At 58.8% G+C, this 18701-nt stretch carries 18 protein-coding genes; 17 read left to right on the forward strand and 1 reads right to left on the reverse strand.

What is annotated here, in order from left to right:
• From Q1A20_RS15750 to Q1A20_RS15825, 16 genes are all read left to right on the forward strand, one after another.
• Nucleotides 1-1161: an FHA domain-containing protein gene (locus Q1A20_RS15750; RefSeq protein ID WP_299917556.1), complete on the forward strand. Its 1161-nt coding sequence runs from the start codon at nucleotides 1-3 to the stop codon at nucleotides 1159-1161.
• Nucleotides 1145-1987: a protein phosphatase 2C domain-containing protein gene (locus Q1A20_RS15755; RefSeq protein ID WP_299917558.1), complete on the forward strand. Its 843-nt coding sequence runs from the start codon at nucleotides 1145-1147 to the stop codon at nucleotides 1985-1987. The genes Q1A20_RS15750 and Q1A20_RS15755 overlap by 17 nt, the downstream gene beginning before the upstream one ends.
• A complete protein-coding gene (locus Q1A20_RS15760; protein ID WP_299917559.1) occupies nucleotides 1977-3086 on the forward strand; it encodes a GTPase domain-containing protein in 1110 nt (369 codons plus the stop codon). The genes Q1A20_RS15755 and Q1A20_RS15760 overlap by 11 nt, the downstream gene beginning before the upstream one ends.
• Before the next feature lie 176 nt (nucleotides 3087-3262).
• A complete protein-coding gene (locus Q1A20_RS15765) occupies nucleotides 3263-5341 on the forward strand; it encodes a dynamin family protein (RefSeq protein ID WP_299917561.1) in 2079 nt (692 codons plus the stop codon).
• Nucleotides 5338-6270, forward strand: a complete 933-nt coding sequence (locus tag Q1A20_RS15770) for a dynamin family protein (protein ID WP_299405479.1) — start codon at nucleotides 5338-5340, stop codon at nucleotides 6268-6270. The genes Q1A20_RS15765 and Q1A20_RS15770 overlap by 4 nt, the downstream gene beginning before the upstream one ends.
• Nucleotides 6271-6361: 91 nt before the next feature.
• The gene (locus Q1A20_RS15775; protein WP_299917563.1) at nucleotides 6362-6745 is read left to right on the forward strand and encodes a hypothetical protein; all 384 of its coding nucleotides are present in this window, start codon (nucleotides 6362-6364) and stop codon (nucleotides 6743-6745) included.
• Nucleotides 6746-6985: 240 nt separating this feature from the next.
• Complete coding sequence (locus tag Q1A20_RS15780) at nucleotides 6986-7522, forward strand: hypothetical protein (RefSeq protein ID WP_299917566.1); 537 nt, start codon at nucleotides 6986-6988, stop codon at nucleotides 7520-7522.
• Nucleotides 7523-7748: 226 nt separating this feature from the next.
• Nucleotides 7749-8750, forward strand: a complete 1002-nt coding sequence (locus Q1A20_RS15785) for an ABC transporter substrate-binding protein (RefSeq protein WP_299405471.1) — start codon at nucleotides 7749-7751, stop codon at nucleotides 8748-8750.
• Between the two features lie 59 nt (nucleotides 8751-8809).
• Nucleotides 8810-9595: an ABC transporter ATP-binding protein gene (locus Q1A20_RS15790; protein WP_299405469.1), complete on the forward strand. Its 786-nt coding sequence runs from the start codon at nucleotides 8810-8812 to the stop codon at nucleotides 9593-9595.
• Nucleotides 9592-10449 carry an ABC transporter permease gene (locus tag Q1A20_RS15795; RefSeq protein ID WP_299405466.1) on the forward strand — a complete coding sequence of 286 codons (858 nt, stop codon included), beginning with the start codon at nucleotides 9592-9594 and terminating at the stop codon, nucleotides 10447-10449. Before Q1A20_RS15790 ends, Q1A20_RS15795 begins: the two co-directional genes overlap by 4 nt.
• The gene (locus Q1A20_RS15800) at nucleotides 10449-11711 is read left to right on the forward strand and encodes a cytosine deaminase (RefSeq protein ID WP_299405464.1); all 1263 of its coding nucleotides are present in this window, start codon (nucleotides 10449-10451) and stop codon (nucleotides 11709-11711) included. Before Q1A20_RS15795 ends, Q1A20_RS15800 begins: the two co-directional genes overlap by 1 nt.
• A complete protein-coding gene (locus tag Q1A20_RS15805) occupies nucleotides 11708-13108 on the forward strand; it encodes an FAD-binding oxidoreductase (RefSeq protein WP_299917569.1) in 1401 nt (466 codons plus the stop codon). Before Q1A20_RS15800 ends, Q1A20_RS15805 begins: the two co-directional genes overlap by 4 nt.
• A 3-nt stretch (nucleotides 13109-13111) precedes the next feature.
• The gene (locus tag Q1A20_RS15810) at nucleotides 13112-13693 is read left to right on the forward strand and encodes an NAD(P)H-dependent oxidoreductase (RefSeq protein ID WP_299917572.1); all 582 of its coding nucleotides are present in this window, start codon (nucleotides 13112-13114) and stop codon (nucleotides 13691-13693) included.
• Nucleotides 13694-14323, forward strand: a complete 630-nt coding sequence (locus Q1A20_RS15815; RefSeq protein ID WP_299917575.1) for an NAD(P)H-dependent oxidoreductase — start codon at nucleotides 13694-13696, stop codon at nucleotides 14321-14323.
• Nucleotides 14320-15240 carry a 2-oxoglutarate and iron-dependent oxygenase domain-containing protein gene (locus Q1A20_RS15820; protein WP_299917578.1) on the forward strand — a complete coding sequence of 307 codons (921 nt, stop codon included), beginning with the start codon at nucleotides 14320-14322 and terminating at the stop codon, nucleotides 15238-15240. Before Q1A20_RS15815 ends, Q1A20_RS15820 begins: the two co-directional genes overlap by 4 nt.
• Nucleotides 15237-16025 (forward strand): creatininase family protein, encoded by a 789-nt coding sequence (locus Q1A20_RS15825; RefSeq protein ID WP_299917582.1) that lies wholly within the window; start codon nucleotides 15237-15239, stop codon nucleotides 16023-16025. The genes Q1A20_RS15820 and Q1A20_RS15825 overlap by 4 nt, the downstream gene beginning before the upstream one ends.
• On the opposite strand, the gene Q1A20_RS15830 is transcribed toward Q1A20_RS15825, so the two are convergent.
• Nucleotides 16022-16786, reverse strand: a complete 765-nt coding sequence (locus Q1A20_RS15830; protein ID WP_298970776.1) for a DeoR/GlpR family DNA-binding transcription regulator — start codon at nucleotides 16784-16786, stop codon at nucleotides 16022-16024. The two genes, Q1A20_RS15825 and Q1A20_RS15830, sit on opposite strands and share 4 nt — an antisense overlap.
• Before the next feature lie 313 nt (nucleotides 16787-17099).
• Between Q1A20_RS15830 and glpD the strand changes: the two genes are divergently transcribed.
• A complete protein-coding gene (gene glpD / locus Q1A20_RS15835) occupies nucleotides 17100-18689 on the forward strand; it encodes a glycerol-3-phosphate dehydrogenase (protein WP_299406604.1) in 1590 nt (529 codons plus the stop codon).
• Nucleotides 18690-18701: the final 12 nt, after the last annotated feature.

An 18701-nucleotide genomic window follows, 5' to 3' on the forward strand; every position in this document is an offset into this window, starting at 1 on the left:
ATGACACTCTTCCGCAAGGTATTTCAGAACCAGTCAAGACCCGCCACCGAGGATGAGGCGCTCGACGAAGACGCGTTGCGCGAAGCCTTCATGGAAACGTCGGACAAGCGGGTGCTGCCGCTCGATCCATTTGCCGTGGCGGGTGAAGAGGATGATCCTGAAGCCTTTGAAGAAGAGCTTGAGCCGGATGTGATGGATCAATTGGGCCTTGGCGCGGAGGAAGCGCCTCTGGCGGACGATTCATTTGAGATTGATGACGCGCCGGAAGTGGTTGAGGACGACGTCGAGGCCGAAGAAGACTTTGTGGAAGCGTTCAGCGCGGCCGACACGGCGGAAGACAACCTCGCTGAGGAAGAGGATGATGGCGGCGCGGAGATCGCAGCCGTTCTCGCCCAGACCCGGATGATGGAAACCGCACCGACGGTTGAAGCGGAACAGGAAGAAATGCCTGCCGAGAGCTGGTCCGAAGACGAGGAAATGCCCGAAGAGGCTGTGGCTCTCGAGGAGGAGCCTACCGAAACAGATGCGTCAGTCGCAGACAACCCGGACATTGTGGCCTTCGCCCAGCAGCAATTGCAGGCCGTTGAAAGTGCCGAACCAGCGGGTGATCCCGCGCCTGTTGATCTGTCCAACACCACGCCGCTCTCTGCTGTACCGGCGCCGGTGCCAGGCCGGGCTGGGCGTCGGGCCGGTCGGGTGAAAACACGTCTCCTGGGGTTCAATCGCGCGGAGCCGGATGCCAATGACCCCTTTGGCAGTGCAGAAAACGCCACCGCCAAACCACAGCATGACAAATTCCCGGTGGGCTGGCTGGTCGTCGTGGAGGGCCCCGGCATCGGGCATTCCTTCAGTATCTTTACAGGTGCGTCGATGATCGGGCGCGGTGACGATCAGGTGATCAAACTCGATTTCGGGGACAACAGCATTTCGCGTCACAATCACGCGGCCATCGCCTACGATGAAGAAGAGAACAAATTCTACATCGGTCACGGTGGCAAATCGAACATCATCCGCCGCAATGCGCGCCCGGTTCTGAGCACCGAGGAGCTGCAACATGCGGACCTGATCCGCATTGGCGAGACAACGCTGCGCTTTGTGGCGCTCTGCGGGTCTGACTTCAAATGGGAGACCACGGAGGGCGGCGATGCGCCCGCCCTTTGATTTCGATGCAGCCTCAGCGTTGAGCAAAGGCCGCCGCAGCTATCAGGAGGATGCGGTCATTGCCGATTTCTCCCGCGGCTCGGAGGTTGGCGTCGCCGTGCTGGCGGACGGGATGGGGGGACATGCGGCGGGCGATGTCGCGAGCAAGATCGTTGTGACCGAGGTGTTCAGCGAGTTGATGTTCCAGCGCGGCGATGTCGATGCGTTTGAAAACAAGGTCACGACGCATTTGTTCGAGGCGGCGATGGCGGCGAATGCCTGCCTGCGCGATCATGTTGCCTCTTACCCGGAGACCCATGGCATGGGGGCGACGCTGGTGGCGACGGTGATCATCAACCGGCATCTTTACTGGATTTCCATTGGGGATTCGCCGCTGTTCCTGTTCCGGGATGGAGAATTGTCGCAACTCAACGAAGATCACTCCATGGCGCCACAGATCGATTATATGGTGAAATCGGGACTACTGGACAAGGAAGAGGGTCAGTGCCACCCTGATCGGAACACATTGACCTCTGTGCTCTTCGGCGAGGACATTCCCAAAATCGACTGTCCCACCGACCCTGCAGCCTTGCAGGCGGGCGATATTCTGATCGTGGCCAGCGATGGTCTGCAGTTTTTGACCGATGAGGAGATTGCGCAGGTTTTATGTGCGTCCCGTGGGGCACAAAGCGCTGAAATTGCCGACCGTTTGCTGGACCGGCTGCGCGAGCAGAACGATCCGGATCTCGACAACGTGTCCTTCTCGGTGGTGCAGCTGCAAGATGCTGATGACTGCAAAGCACAGTCGGAAAAGAGCCAGCTGACGGGGATCCGCTGTGTTGGATGACACCACCCCAAACCGCGTAATTGCCGAGCTGGAGCAAGCCCTTGCCAACCGCGTGTTGACGGGCGCACCGGCGGAGCAGGCGACCCAGTTGCTGGAGCGGTTGCGCACCGGTGTCAGGGTCGTGGTTCTGGGACCCAAGGGCGTGGGCAAATCGCAGCTATGCAGTGTGTTGCTGCATCAGGTGTTGCAGCCGAATGTGCAAGCGGGGGCAGTGACCTACAAATCCGGAGACTTTCGCGATGCCGCCGCTGATGCGCAGAACGTATCAATGGATCATCCGCTCTTGCAGGTCATTACCCTGACGGACACAGGCCCCGCGGCGGAGGCCATTGATGCAGCGCAGCTCGACGCGATGAAGCAAGCCGATGTGGTGCTCTGGTGTACGCAGGAGTTTTCCAAGCCGGAGGCGGAAGTCTGGGCGCAGGCCTCGGATCATCTGAAAGACCACAGTTTCCTGGTCCTGACCAAGGCCGATCAGTTTGCCGAGCGTGGCACGCTGCCGGAGCGGATCGCGGCGCTGCAAATGGTTGCGGGCGAGGAGTTTCATAGCTTTTTCCCGACCTCGACTTTCCACGCGCATCAGGCGCTTTGCAAAAACGGTGAGATTCCGGAGCAGCTCTTTGCGGCGAGCGGCGTGAAGGCGTTGATGCGAACCCTATCAAACCTTGCAACCTCCGGTCAGCGCGCCGATCTCGACAATGCGTGGCTGTTCTTGCAGCGCAACGGAATTGAGGCCGCACAGATCGACAATGCCGCAGATCAAGGCGACCGCGCGCCTGCGGAGATGGCCACCTACGAAAAAGCACTGGCCTTGTTGCGGGCACGCACGCCGGAATTGACGGCGATCTCAGCGGATCCCGACGAGCTTCGTCCCGAAGCGATCTTGGGCTGTTGCGGGACCCTTGCCGAAGACCTGGCCGAAATTGCTGCTGATGAAACGCACAGCGCGCCTGATTTTGATGCCTGGCGCAATGATCTTTATGAGGCGAGCGATAAAGTCGTGCTGATGAGCCTTGAAAACGACCTGCGATCGGCAGCGGATGCGGCAACGATCATTCTGCAGCTGACCCGCGACCTCGAAGCCCGGCTGGTTCACTAAAAGCTTAGCAATTCTCAGCATTTGAGCCTGCCGAAGGTCACAATCACCGCACAATTGACGGCCATTTCTGAACGGTGAAGACGTATTTTTGGGGCTGAAAACATGATGGTCGTTCTAACCTGCCGCATTCTGAAAAATGTACATGCCTGCGGGGATTTGTGCATTGAGGAGGCGTCATGAACGTTCTTAACGCCTCGGCGGAGCAGGACTTCAGGAAAGCCGCGCAGGCTGATCTGCTGAGCATGGGGCTGGCCCCCTTGCACGATGTTGCGCAGTCCATTTCGGATCTGCGGTCAGCACTGGATGCGCTGGAAGTTCTGGGCTCTGAGAACACGGCCAAACGGGTCGAACGGTTGCGCCGCCAACTTGATGCATTTGAGCCCAGTGTGACAATGGTCGGGCAGATCAAATCCGGCAAGACCTCTCTGGTCAACGCGATTGTGGGCCAATCCGATCTGCTCCCGGCGGATGTGAACCCGTGGACCTCGGTCGTCACGTCGCTGCATTTGCACCCGGAAACACCGGGCTTCAAAAACAGCGCCTCTTTCCGGTTTTTCGACGAAGATGAATGGGATCGTCTGGTCTCCGGTGGAGGGCGCATTGGCGAATTGGCCAGCCGCGCCGGGGCGGATGAGGAGCTGGAAAAGATCAAACTGGAAGTGGCGAAAATGCGCGAAAAGTCACAGGCGCGCCTGGGCCAGAAATTCGAAATGTTGCTGGGACAGCAGCGTGACTATGGCTATTTCGACAAGGATCTGATTGAGCGCTACGTGTGTCTGGGCGAAGAGCCTGATGCAGATGACCCCGACATCTCGGACGAGCAGGGCCGTTTTGCCGATATCACCAAATCCGCTGACCTGAATATGGAACGTGCAGCACTGCCCATCGGGCTGTGTTTGCGTGACACCCCCGGCGTGAACGACACCTTCATGATGCGGGAGCAGATCACCATCCGATCGATCCGTGAGAGCCGGATTTGCGTTGTCGTTCTGTCCGCGCATCAGGCGCTGTCGTCCACGGATCTCGCGCTCATTCGCCTGATTTCACATGTAAAATCGCGTGATATCGTGATTTTCGTGAACCGGATTGATGAGCTGTCTGATCCGCAGACGCAAATCCCGCAAATCGCGCAGAGCATTGCAGATACGCTGGCGATGCATAAGGGGCCGGAGGATGCGCAGGTGATTTTTGGCAGCGCGCTTTGGGCCGGCTATGCGCTTGACGGTCGCCTGGCGGATCTGCCTCCAGCAAGCGCCGATGTCCTGCGGGAATGGTCGGAAACCGCCGATTTGGGTGACATCCTGAATGAGGAAGATCGTCGCGATCCGATCAAAATGGCATGGGGTTTGTCCGGCGTGCCAGCGCTGCAGCGGGCACTGTCACAGCGGATTGTCGACGGGATCGCTGAGACCACGTTGCAGCGTGTTGGCAGCAGTGCCTTCAACCTGATCAACGCTATTGCCGCGACCCAACAGATGGGCGGTGCGGACAAGGCTGTTGGGGTTGGCGAGAAACTGCAAGGACCTGCCGCGCAGGCGCGGTTATCCGAGATTTCTGCAACTCGGAAAACCGATTTGGATGCCAGCTTCACAGCAATACTGGAGGAGTTTTCGGGACGTATGGACCGGGTGCAGGCCAGTTTCCTTGAGCGTGCGACCGCCTCCCTGATCGTGCATCTGGAGCAATTTGGCGACGCCACGCCCTGGACCTATGATCCCGCAGGCCTGCGGATGTTGCTGGGATCCTCGCATAAGGTCCTGGCGCGCAAAAGCAAGGCGGCGTTTGAGGCCGCCGTGCAGCAAACCTCAGAGGATCTGGGGGACCTGTATACGGCTGCCTTCGGGCTATCGGCGGAGCAGGTGGGCATGGTTGTGCCCCGCGCGCCGCAAGTGCCGGCACCGGTGACCTTGGGGCGGACCATCGCGCTTGATCTCAATGGTAGCTGGTGGAAAAGGTGGTGGTTGCACAGGCGGGGGTACAAAGCCTACGCGTCGAGCTTTTACGAGTTGATCAAGGCTGAAACCAATCCCTTTGTCGAAGAGCTGCGCGATGATCTGGCGCAATCCGTCAAGGATACAGCCCTCGAAGCATTCGATGTATTTATTGAAGAACAGCATTCTGTTTTTGCCACTTTTGATCGAATGGCGCAGGCCGATCCTGAAGAACTCAAAGCGATTGCCGCCAGGAATGCACCGCCTGATCGCAAGGCGCTGTTGGATAAAACGTTGAAAACGCTAAACGAGTACCCATCATGACGTCAGAAGCATCGCCGATAGAAAGACCTGCATTCTTTGACAGCGTCAGCAAAACCAGACGCCCTCGTATGGCGCTTATGGGCGAATTCAGCGCGGGCAAAAGCACGCTTGCCAATCTCATGATCGGGTCTGATCCCTTGCCGGTTCAGGTCATCGCGACACAGCTGCCACCCGTCTGGATCAGCTACGGATCAGAGCCTGCGGTGATTGTCGATCTGCAGGGGAATGAGACCCCCTGCGATCTTGAAACGCTGCAGGAAATCTCGACCCAGGAAACGGCCTTCATCCGCATTCAGAGTGAAGAGGAAATTCTGAAGATGTGTGATGTGATCGACATGCCGGGCATATCCGATCCGAACATGCCATCTGATGTCTGGGCGCGGATTCTGCCCTTGGCGGATGGGGTCATCTGGTGCAGCCCGGCAACGCAGGCCTGGCGGCAAAGCGAGGCTTCTGTCTGGGAAAATGTGCCGCCGCACATTCAGGAACACTCCATCCTGCTGCTGACGCGGGGCGATATGCTGGTCTCTGAAAGGGACCGTAAAAAGGTGCTCAGACGTGTGCGCGCGGAGACCGAAGGACTGTTTGCCAGCAGCATGATCATGTCGCTCACGCAGGCGCGTGATGCGGAAGATGATGCTGATCTGTGGGATCAAAGCGGCGCGGAGTTGTTCGTCGCTGAGTTCTTGAGCATCGTCAATGGCTTGGCCGACCGACTGGCGGAAGGTGAGGGCACTGAACCTTTCGATACCTCGGGTCTATGCGCTCCGGAAACACTCCCGGATGCAAAGCCGGAGGAGCCCATCTCTGCGGAAAACGCGACGGATCGCGTTGTGCCGCGCAGGCCGGTGGCAAAGTCAGTCCGGGCGCGCCCGGTGCCCCCGCCAGAGGTTGAGGAAGAGCTAAGTTTAAGTCCCAAATTCTCCTGAAATCGTTAACCGGATTCACATCAACTGCCGCTATGCATGAGGCATTCTGAAAAGGCAGAGCACGTGTGCATATCGGATCACGGTGGATGACATGACGGTAGGGGATCGGCTGGACCGCTTTCGCGCCCGGTTTCCGGGGTGTTTTGTCGTGGCCTTTGCTGATCTCTCCACAGGCATGGTGCTTGCCGACAGTTCCGGCGCGAAAACCGTGCAGGAACGGTTGGATGCTTTATGCCATTCGGCCACGGACAGCCTGAATGGTAACATCGCGCAGCAGCTTCCCGGCGCAGTTCTGGCAACAAATTCCATGCCTCAGCATGCGGTGGCCCTGAGTGGCGGTGAGATGGCGTGCTTCCTGCGCTCTCCGACTGCTGAAAACGAGGCTTTGTGCATCTTGTGCGATCCTCAGATGCCATTGAGCGCGGTGATTTCGGAGGGCGCAGAGTTGCTGGCCGATATCGGGCGGGAGGCATAAGGGATGCCCGAGAGCCACCATGAAGAAGCCCTGCGTCTGACCGCGGTCTTACAACAGTTGAGTGAGGCGCCGTCAGTTCAGAAGGCGGGCGGTCGGCTCATCACAAGCGCTGGCGAAGAGTCCGCGCTGTTGGGAATTTTGCAGGAGGTTCAGGAGACTGTTTTGCCGCGAGATTTGCACTTCTGCGCTGCGGCTCAATCGGAGCTTGTGTTGACGGTTGCGGAGCGTCGGATCACCCGAATGCGCCTGGTTGAGGAGGGCGCCCTAAGCCAGAACCTGCTCAAGGATGGATCCGCAGACGACCTCGCCCAGGTAGCGGCAAGTCTGGTCGCGTTTTGCGCAGATGCATCGGAGATATGGGTAAGGGCCGAGTTGATTTCTGACCATCTGGCCGTTGACGCAGTGGGTTTATCTTTAAGCGCGCTGAAATCTCATTTGGGCGGCGTTGACGGTGCGGCGGTCGAACCGATATCACTTGATGCTGCCGTTTCCGGCAGCAAGGATTTCGCCCTCGCGGTTCTGGACAGCAATGCTGCTGAACCAGACCAAATCATCGGCCAGCGTGATCTTGGTGCCTCGCTTCGCTTGCTCGATGCTGAACTGCTGCGCGACGGTGTAGGAAAGGATCGCCTATCAATCTGGTCTGGTGCAATGCCGGATGACCCGTCGATTTTGCTGGCTGTTCGCAATCAGCGACGCATCTGGCTGGCTTTTGAAGCCGACAACCTTGATGCCTGTCTCGCTTGCTGGATAGAAGCCTTCGCACCTGCGCCGTGATCGGAAACCGTGCCGACCTCTTCACTAGGCCCATAATCCGAATTGCCACTTGTTTGAGCATTTTGGCGGCTACGGCATATATCCTGACTAAATTCTGAACAAACACGTGGAATTTGCACTCTTTTTGGGCGAACATACGGGTCTTCGGCCAATTCGCCCGCCTCAGGCTTCCCTTCCGGCAGCCTGCTCCGGACGCTTTGCGCCAAAGCACAAACCGGAGGTTGCCATGATTCAGTCCAAAATTCCCCATCTCGTCTGCGCGTTGAGTTTCTGCGCGTCCGCCAGTTTCGCCGATGGTCATCTCACGCCCGTTGTCTTCGGGACCAACTGGCTCGCTCAGGCGGAGCACGGTGGCTTCTACCAATCGGTTGCGGATGGGACCTATGCGGCCTGTGGTCTGGATGTCGAGATCATTTCCGGCGGGCCGCAGGTTAACAACCGGGCGTTGATGCTGGCAGGCAAGATTGATTTCCATATGGGCGGCGACATGTTGCAGGCCTTCAATGCTGTCAAAGAGGGGATACCCGTCGTTTCGGTCGCGGCGATTTTTCAAAAGCACCCGCAGGTCATTCTGGCACATCCCGGAGAAGCTGAAAGCTGGGAGGACCTCAAGGATCTGACCCTGCTGATCGGCGATAATGGTTTTACGTCATACTACCAGTGGATGATCGCGGAACATGGCTTCACGGTCGAACAACGCCAACCCTATACGTTCAATCCAGCCCCTTTCATCGCCGATAAAGAAAAGGGCATGCAGGGGTATCTGAGTTCCGAACCATACGCGGTGTTGAAGGAGGCGGGGTTCCAACCCAATGTCTTCCTGATCGCGGACGCCGGCTATTCCTCTTACGCCACGACGATTGAGACGATGGCGAACACAATCGAAAGCGCGCCGGAAAAGGTTGAGTGCTTCGTCGATGGGTCGCTGACGGGGTGGTACAACTACCTTTATGGGGACAGCGCCGCAGCAGATGAATTGATCCTGGCCGCGAACCCGGACATGTCGCAGGACAAGATCGATTTTGCCAAAAAGATGATGCTCGAAGAAGGTATCGTTGACAGCGGCTCGGCGCTGGAAACAGGCATTGGATCGATGACCGATGAGGTGATCGGGGATTTCTACGCCAAGATGGTCTCTGCCGGTGTGCTGGAGGACGGGTTGGATTGGCAATCTGCCTACACCCTTGAATTCACGAATAAATCTGTTGGCAAGGACATCAAGCCCTAGTTGAGCAGGGTGACCACCGGGGGCGCAATAGCCCTCGGACGGGGACAGGCGGGGGATCTATGACCGAACTGCAAAAGCCGCTGGGATCGCGGCCTGAATTGCTGCGGATGGAGCAGGTGGACAAGACGTTCAATGGCAACATCGTTGCGTTGAAGGGGATGTCGTTGCAGGTGGGCGAGGGGGATTTCATCTCGCTGCTGGGGCCGTCCGGGTGCGGCAAATCCACGGCGCTGCGCCTGATTTCCGATCTGATCCATCCAACGGCCGGGCGGATCAGCTGGTCTGGCGGGCATGACACCGGGGATTTGGGCGTTGTGTTTCAGGAACCGACACTGATGCCCTGGGCCACGGTTGCCCAAAACGTCTGGCTGCCGTTTCGACTGCGTGGCAAAACCTATGCAGAGGTCAAGGACGACGTGCTTGAGGCGCTCAAACTCGTCGGGCTGGAGAAATTTCAGAACAGCTATCCGCGGGAGCTTTCGGGCGGCATGAAAATGCGCGTGTCGATTGCGCGAGCCATGGTTACCCGGCCGCGTCTGATCCTGATGGATGAACCTTTTGCCGCGCTGGATGAAATCACCCGCTTCAAGTTGAACAATGATCTTCTGAAACTGAAGGCCGCCATCGGATGCACCGTCGTTTTTGTGACCCATTCCGTGTTCGAATCCGTTTTTCTGTCTGATCGGATCGTGGTGATGGCGGCGCGGCCCGGGCGGGTGATTTCCGAGTTGGAAGTTGATGCACCCTATCCGCGCGACGAGGATTTTCGCACGTCCTCTGAATACGCCGCCTATACCCGCCGGGCCACGGATGCGCTGCATGAAGCGATGGGGGAAGCGGCATGAGCCTTGCCGATCAGAGCGATCAGCCGATGACCCTTGACGCGGATGAAGCCGCGCGCCTGAAACGCAAAAGGTTTGAAAAATTCGGCAAATGGATTTTGCCGTTTCTGGTGCTGGTCCTGATGCTGCTCATTTGGGATCGCATCGTGGTGTGGAACGAAATTCCGCATTACATCCTTCCCGGTCCGGGGTTGGTGTTTGAGACGCTGATCAAAGATTGGGCGATGTTGTTTGAAGCATTACTGGTCACAGTGCAGATCACTTTGATGGCGCTGGCCGTGGCGGTGATTGGTGGGGTCGGGCTGGCAGTGCTGTTTACGCAATCGCGGCTGGTGGAGATGAGTTTCTACCCCTATGCGGTCATCCTGCAGGTCACACCGATTGTGGCCATCGCACCGCTGATTTTCATCTATGTGGACAGTCGCATTGCCGGACTGCTGCTTTGCGCCTGGCTGGTGGCCTTCTTTCCGGTGCTCAGCAATACGACGCTTGGGTTGAACTCAGCCGATCACAATCTGCGTGATCTTTTCCGGATCTATGGCGCGTCGCGCTGGCAAACCCTGCGGTTTTTGCAGTTGCCCTCCGCCTTGCCCTATTTTCTGGGCGGGCTGCGCATTGCCGGTGGATTGTCCCTGATCGGCGCGGTGGTGGCGGAATATGTGGCGGGCACCGGCGGTCTGAAATCCGGGTTGGCCTTTCGCATATTGGAGGCGGGATACAGGCTCAACATCCCCCGCATGTTCGCCGCGCTGATCCTCATTGCGGTCACCGGTGTGATCATTTTCGCAGGTCTTAGTTTTCTCAGTCATATGTTGCTGCGCAAGTGGCACGAAAGCGCATTGAAACGAGACCCCTGATGGATTTTATGCAACTTCCGACGGGGCCGTTGACCCTGCAAAACCTGACGGTGCCGGATTGCCTGATTGGGGGCACTGGAGATCTTTCCTCCATCAGCTTGAACATCCGGGATGGCAAGATCAGCGATCAGCCGGGGCAGGTGGTCGACATGCTGGGGGCGATGGTTTTCCCAGCCTTTGTCGACATGCATGTGCATCTGGATAAAGGGCATATCTGGCCCCGTGCGGCAAATCCCGATGGCAGTTTCGAGGGGGCGTTGGCGACCGTGAGGGCCGACCGACAAGCCCATTGGAGCGCTGAGGACGTGAGCGCACGGATGGATTTCGCGTTGCGCTGCGCCTATGCCCACGGAACACGCGCGGTGCGCACACATCTCGACAGCATCGCGCCGCAAGATGATATTTCATGGCCCGTTTTCAAGGCATTGCGTGCGGCCTGGCAGGGGCGGATCGATCTGCAGGCGGCCTGCCTTGTGGGATGCGATGCCGTTACCGCAGAGGGCCCTTTTGCACATACCGCAGACCTCGTGGCCGAAGCGCGTGGCGTTTTGGGCATGGTGGCCTATCCCGTCCCGGACATCGAAGACCGGGTCAGGCTGTTTCTCGACATGGCCGCGGCGCGGGGACTGGCGGCTGATTTTCATGTGGACGAAACACTCGATCCATCATCCGAGACATTGCGTGTGGTTGCGCAAACCGTGCTGGAGACCGGCTTTGACGCCCCCGTGACGGTTGGACATCTGTGTTCGCTGAGCGCGCAGGAGCCGCGCCGCGCTGCGGACACCATGGATCTGGTTGCGCGCGCGGGCCTCAATGTGGTGTCCCTGCCCATGTGCAACCTCTACCTTCAGGATCGCCAGCCGGGCACGCCGCGCGGGCGCGGGATCACCCAGGTGCATGAGATGAAAGCACGCGGCATCAATCTGTCCTTTGCCTCCGACAACACCCGCGATCCCTTCTACGCCTATGGTGATCTGGATATGATCGAGGTCATGCGCGAGGCCACCCGCATTGGGCATCTTGATCATTCCGACACCGATTGGACCCATGCTTTCACGACAAACCCCGCAAAGGCCTGCGGATTTGCCGCGCCCAGCCTCGCGCCGGGCGCACCTGCCGACCTGGTGATCTGCCGCGCGCGCGGCTGGACCGAGCTTTTCGCCCGTCCGCAATCCGACCGGATTGTGCTGCGGGACGGTGTGCAGATTGACCGCACATTGCCTGACTATGCCGAACTTGACCATCTGATGAGGACGCCATGACCCCGAACGTTGCCGCCGCCAAAGCCGCCCTTGCCCATCTGGACGTTGAGCAGAATGACGCCGCGATCAAATCCAAAAGCCGCGATTTCTTCTGGTATTCCCCCGTTCTGAAGGCGCGGCTCGATGATGTGGTTGCGGACTTCGTGGTCAGCCCGCGAAACGAGGCCGAGGTCATCGAGGTGCTGAAAACCTGCTATGCCCATGACGTGCCGGTCACCACCCGCGGGGCGGGTACCGGCAACTATGGGCAGGCGATGCCGCTGGCGGGCGGCTGTGTCATGCATCTGCGGCACATGGCGGCCGTCAAGGAGGTCCACCCCGGACGGGTGATCGTGGAGCCGGGGTGCCTGCTGAAAGATCTCGACGCTGCGTGCAAAGAACATTCAGGTCAGGAAATCCGGATGTTCTCATCCACCTGGGCGACGGCGACGATCGGGGGCTTCATCGCCGGTGGCTCGGGTGGCGTTGGTTCCTGCACCTGGGGGTCGCTGCGCGATCTGGGCAATATCATCCGGCTGCGTGTCGTCACAATGGAAGAAGAGCCGCGCGTGCTGGAATTTCGGGGCGAGGAACTGGTACGCGTCAGCCACGCTTACGGCACCAACGGGATCATCACGGAGATCGAGATGCCGCTTGCCCCGGCCTATGATTGGGTCGAGATGTTCGTGGCGACAGATGATTTCATGGCAGCCGCGCGTTTTGCCGACGAACTGGCGAATGAAGATGGCATTCTGATCAAACTGGCCACTGTGTTCGAGGCGCCCATTGCCAAGGATTACTTCCAGCGCGTCGCCCCCCATGTGGAGAAGGATACCAACCTGATTGGATTGATGGTCGCACCGCACTCCATGGATGGGTTCGAGACCTTTCTGGGCCGCAGGCCCTCGGCGCGCCTGATTTACCGCAGCGACGCCTCAGATTGGGAACGTCAGCCGGGCATGGTTTTCGAATATGGCTGGAACCACACGACGCTGCGGGCGCTCAAGGTTGACCCGTCGATCACCTATCTGCAGGTGCGCTACGGTTTCCCGCAGCATCTGGAACTGATCGAAAAGATGCGCGATGCCTTGAGCCCCGAGGTTTTGCAACATCTCGAAGTGCTCAAGGAAAACGGCAAAGTTATTTTTGCCGGGCTCAGCCTGGTGAAGTTCACCACCGAAGACCGCCTGGACGAAATCGTGAAAATGCATGAAGACGCGGGCGCGATGATTTTCAACCCGCATCGCTACACGCTGGAAGAAGGGGGGCGGCAAACGGTTGATGATCGCCAGCTTGCGTTCAAACGCGAAGCCGACCCCAAGGGGCTGCTCAATCCCGGCAAGATGATTGCCTGGGATGATCCGAACTGGGCGTTTGATCGGATGTACAGCTATCCGAAACTGCGCGCGGCGGAATAGGCCGTGGCACGTGCGCTTGTTCTGTTTGCCCATCCTTGTGAAGAGAGTTTTTCGGCTGCGCTGCATGTTTGCGTGACCCAAAGCCTGTCAGCGCGCGGTTGGGAGGTGGATGATTGCGATCTGAACGCTGAAGGGTTCTCGCCCGTGCTCACGGCGACGGAGCGGCGCGGCTATCATGATGAGGCCTCAAACAAGGAGCCGGTTGCCAGCTACGTGGAAAGGCTGCGCGCAGCGGATGCGCTGGTGATGGTCTTTCCGGTCTGGAATTTCGGGTACCCGGCCATTCTCAAGGGCTTTCTTGACCGGGTGTTTTTGCCCGGCGTCTCGTTTAAACTCAAAGAGGGTAAAGTTGTGCCAAACCTGCGCAATATCCGCAAACTGGCGGCGGTCACGACCTATGGTGGCACCCGGATGCGCGCCATCATGGCGGGTGATCCGCCGCGCAGGTCCGTGAAGCGCGCGGTCTGGCACGTCTGCCGCCCGGAGAAGCTGCGCTATCTCGCGCTCTATGACATGAACCGGGTGACCGAGCAGCGCCGGGCGCAATTTGTCGCGCAGGTGCGCACAGAAATGGAGGCATTTTGAATGCGAGCACTTGTGGTCTATTGCCACCCCAAGGAGACCAGCTTTACCGCTGCGGTGCGCGATCAGGTGGTGGAGAAGCTGGATCAGGCCGGTGCCGAAACCCGCGTTCATGATCTTTACCGGTCGGGGTTCGCGCCGGTCTTGAGTGGGGCGGAGTTGGACAGCTATGAGGATGCCGCGAAAAACCGTGCTCCTGTCGCGCAGGCCGTTGAGGATGTGTTGTGGTGTGACACGCTGATCTTTGTCTACCCGACGTGGTGGTACGGCATGCCCGCGATGCTCAAGGGTTGGATGGACCGTGTGTTGTTGCCCGACGTGGCGTTTCTGATGCCGGATGGGGAGAATGACAACATCCGCCCAGGCCTGACGCATATCACCCGATTGGGCGTTTTCACGACCTGCGGGGCCAGCTGGGGGCTGACGCAAATGATCGGCTCTCCGGGCAAGCGCATCATCCTGCGCGGGGTGCGCGCGATCTGTGCCAAACGGTGCAGAACCGTTTTTGCCGCCCATTATCTGATGGACAGCTCAACCGACGCGTCGCGGCGCGCGCATCTTGCGCGGGTGGCGCAGAAGATGGAAAAATTCGTAGGTGCGGCACAAGTTCATCGCAAGGAGGCGAGTGCATGATCCCGGTTCTGGACTGGCAGCGGTTTGAAACGGACAAATCCGCGTTCCTGGCAGATCTGGGGGCTGCGGTACGCGGCCCCGGGTTTTTCTTGCTGCAAAATCACACGGTTCCGGAGACCCTGCGCGCGCAGGTTTTTGACAAAGCCGGTGCATTCTTTGATCTGCCCGTGGCGGAGAAACGCAAACTGTCGATCCTGCACACCCCGCACTACCGTGGTTGGGCCGCTGAGGGTGACGAGTCGCTGAACGACACCTCGGCCCAGATTGATCGCAAGGAAAGCTTCAACATCGGTTTCGATCTCGCCCCGGAGGATCCGCGTGTTCTGAAGGGTGAGCCTTTTCGCGGCGTCAATGTCTGGCCGGAGATCGAGGGTTTTCGCAACACGATGCTGGCCTATTTTGAGGCAGCCCTTGCCCTTGGCATCGACATTCACCGGGCATTTGCCGCCGATCTTGGGCTGGATCCGGAGCATTTCACGCCAGCCTTTCACGACCCGCTCGCAGCACTACGGCTGCTGCACTATCCCCCGGCAACGGGTGCTGCGGATGAAATCGGCGCAGGCGCGCATACGGACTACGGCGCGATCACCTTGCTGATGACGGATGGCGAGGGCGGTTTGCAGGTCAAGCCAAGGGGAGGGGACTGGACGGATGTGCCGCATGTCGCGGGGGCCTATGTGGTCAACATCGGCGATTGCCTGATGCGCTGGACCAATGACATCTATGCCTCCACCCCGCACCGCGTCTTGCCTCCCAAACGGCAACGGCGTTCGGTTGCGTTTTTTGTCGAGGCCAATCCGGACACGGTGGTGGCCGCGCTGCCGGGGACAGGTACGCCCAAATATCCGCCCGTGCGCGCCGCCGATTATCTGCAATCGCGGCTCGATGCCACCTACGCCCCCAAGGCGGCGCTATGACGGTTTTGCGTGACTGGGCGGATTTCCGGGCGCCGGATTTCAGCGATGTTGATCCGATGAAAACCATCGCGATCCTGCCGACGGCCGCTATTGAACAGCATGGGCCGCATTTGCCCGTGGGGACCGATACGCTGATCGGACAGGGGATGCTGGAAGAGTTGCGGCGGCAGGCACCTGACACCATGGATCTGCGGATATTGCCGCTGCAGGCGGTGGGCAAGTCAAACGAACATCTCTGGGCGGCGGGGACGTTGACGCTCAGCGCCGCGACCGCGCTTGCCGTCTGGACGGAAATTGGCCTGTCGGTCGCGCGCGCAGGCGTCCGCAAGATCGCGATTGTGAACTCTCATGGCGGCAATCTCGATCTGGTGTCCATTCTGTCGCGCGAGTTGCGGGTGCAGGCGGGCATGCTGGCGGTGAAGTGCCAGTGGGGATCCTTTGGCGCGCCAGAGGGGATGTATTCCGCGCAGGAAAACGATTTCGGCATCCATGGCGGTGATGTGGAAACCTCGCTGATGCTGCATTTCAGACCGGAAACCGTGAATATGGACGCCGCACAGGATTTTCGATCAACCGCTGAAACCAGCCCGATATCGCCCATCGGGCCAATTTCCTACGGGTGGATTGCCAGTGATCTGAACCCCGACGGTACGGTGGGCGAGGCCCATCTTGCGACGGCGGAGAAGGGGGCAGCCACTGTCGTGCACCAAGTGGCCGGGTTTGTCGATCTGCTGCACAAGATGGAGGGCATGGCCCTGCCCAAGGTGGCAACAGGTCAGGGCTAGGCCCGCGCGATGATGACCTGAGTGCCCCAGTCCTGGCAACTCTGTTTCAGCGCGCGCGGTAGGGGTTTGTCGGTAAAAACGGTCGACAGGGCACGCATTGATGCGATCCGGGCAGGGGCCGTTCGACTGAATTTCGAATTGTCGGCCACCAGGAAAGATTTGCGCGACTGCGCGATGATCGATTGGCTGACGCCGACCTCCTGAATGTCGAAATCCAATAAATCGCCGTCTTCATCCAGCGCGGAGCAGCCGATCACAGCGATGTCGAATTTGAACTGCTTGATCGTGTCGATGGTGATGTTGCCGACCAGACCACCGTCGGAGCGGCGAAAAGCCCCACCGGTCACGATGATCTGACATTCGGGGTTGTCCACGAGGATATTGGCAATGTTCATGTTGTTGGTTACCACCATCAGATCCCGGTGCTGCAGCAATTCCCGTGCCACGGCTTCCGTGCTGGTGCCGATGTTCATAAAGATTGACGATCCCTCGGGGATCTGCCGGGCACAGGCGCGCGCCATCGCCAGTTTGGATGCCTGGTTCAGATTGCGCCGCTCATCATATTGGATATTGGTGGTGCCCGAGGGCAGGATCGCGCCGCCGTGCACACGTTCGAGTTTGTTCGCTTCGGCCAGTTCCGTGAGATCGCGGCGAATGGTTTGCAGCGTGACCCCAAAGTGATCCGCCAACCCTTCGACTGTTACCTTGCCTTCGCGTTGGGCAATTTTCAGAATGTCCGGATGGCGAAAAGTTTGAGACATATAGCTCCTCCTGTCCTTGGAATACCCCAAAGCGGTTTGAATTTCCAACATATTTCTATGGGTGTTCAGCCTGCATTGTTTTTTTACCGGTCTTGGCGGGGCATCTCCGGCGTGCGCGTATGCAGAGAAAAACAAAACCAGTTCAACATGTTCCGCGACGCACCAGGTGTCGCGGAAGATCCAAATCGCGTTCGTTTTCGATCAAAAGCGAACATAAACGAAAAAAACTGCTTGATCCGGTATGCACACTGCGCTACCCATTTCTGCGTCGCACGTACACAGGGATTGGGAGGGTCTGGTGTCCAAGCAGCACATGCATTCCAAGACATATGACCTCTTCGTCATTGGTGGCGGCATCAATGGCTGCGGTATTGCACGCGACGCGGCGGGCCGTGGGCTGAGTGTTGCGCTGGCGGAGATGAATGATCTGGCATCGGCCACATCATCTGCGTCAACCAAGCTGTTTCACGGCGGTCTGCGCTATCTGGAATATTTCGAGATCAATCTGGTGCGCCACGCATTGGCGGAACGCGAAGTTCTGCTGAAGGCCATGCCGCATATCAGCTGGCCGATGCGTTTTGTGCTGCCCTATCACAAAGACATGCGGTTTGAAGGGGCGACGCCAACCTCCCGCATTCTCAACGTTGTCATGCCGTGGATGAAGGGCCGCCGCCCGGCGTGGCTGATCCGCTTCGGCTTGCTGCTTTATGATAACCTCGGGGGGCGCAAAATCCTGCCCGCCACCAAGACGCTGAGCCTGAAGGGCAGTGCCGAAGGGGCTCCGATTGAGGATCGGTTTGAGAAGGCTTTTGAATACTCTGATTGCTGGATCGAGGATTCCCGGCTCGTGGTCCTGAATGCGCGGGACGCTGAAGCGCGTGGCGCAAAGATCATGGTGCGGACCAAAGTGGTCAGCGCCGCCCGCGTTGACGACCACTGGGATGTGACGGTTGAAGACGTCGATAGCGGTGAAACCACCACGCTGAGCGCGCGCATGCTGGTGAATGCCGGCGGCCCTTGGGTCGGTGACATCATCCAGCAGAAAGTGCGGATCAACTCCACCGAAGGCGTGCGTCTGGTGCGCGGCAGCCATATTGTGACCAAGCGGCTTTACGATCATGACAAATGCTACTTTTTTCAGGGTACGGACGGGCGGATCATCTTCGCCATCCCCTATGAAACCGATTTCACCCTGATCGGGACAACCGATGCGGAACATGAGGATCCGGGTGTGAAGCCGGAGTGTACGGCAGAAGAGCAGAGCTATCTGATCAATTTCATCAACCAATACCTCAAGCAGGACATTGGACCGGAGGATGTCGTCTGGACCTATTCCGGTGTGCGCCCGCTCTATGACGATGGCGCCAGCAGTGCCACGGCAGCGACGCGGGATTACACGCTGAAGGTCGACAGTAATGGTGGTGCACCCATCCTCAACGTCTTTGGCGGCAAGATCACCACCTATCGCAAGCTTGCCGAGGATGCGATGGACAAGATCGTTCCGTTCTTTCCCGGCACTTCCGGGCATTGGACGGCCGGTGTGGCTTTGCCCGGTGGCGATTTCGCCGTTGACGGGTTTGACATGCTGGTGGCCCGGTTGCGCGCAGATTTTCCCTTTCTGTCCGATTTCTGGAGCAAGCGCATGGTCCGTGCTTATGGTACAGAGGCCTGGGACGTGCTGGCGGGAGCGGAGAACGCGGATGATCTGGGGCAGGGCTTTGGGGCCACGCTGACCGAACGCGAAGTGCGCTGGTTGCAGGACAATGAATATGCCCATACCGCCGAGGATATCGTCTGGCGGCGCAACAAGCTGGGGCTGAGACTGACGAAAGAAGAAATTGCCGCTTTGGAGCTGTACCTTCGGTCTGATCCGAAGGAACGTAGAGACAAAGCGGCGGAGTAAACGGGGGACGGA

The organism is uncultured Roseobacter sp., assembly GCF_947501835.1.
In the GTDB taxonomy this organism is placed as follows: domain Bacteria; phylum Pseudomonadota; class Alphaproteobacteria; order Rhodobacterales; family Rhodobacteraceae; genus Roseobacter.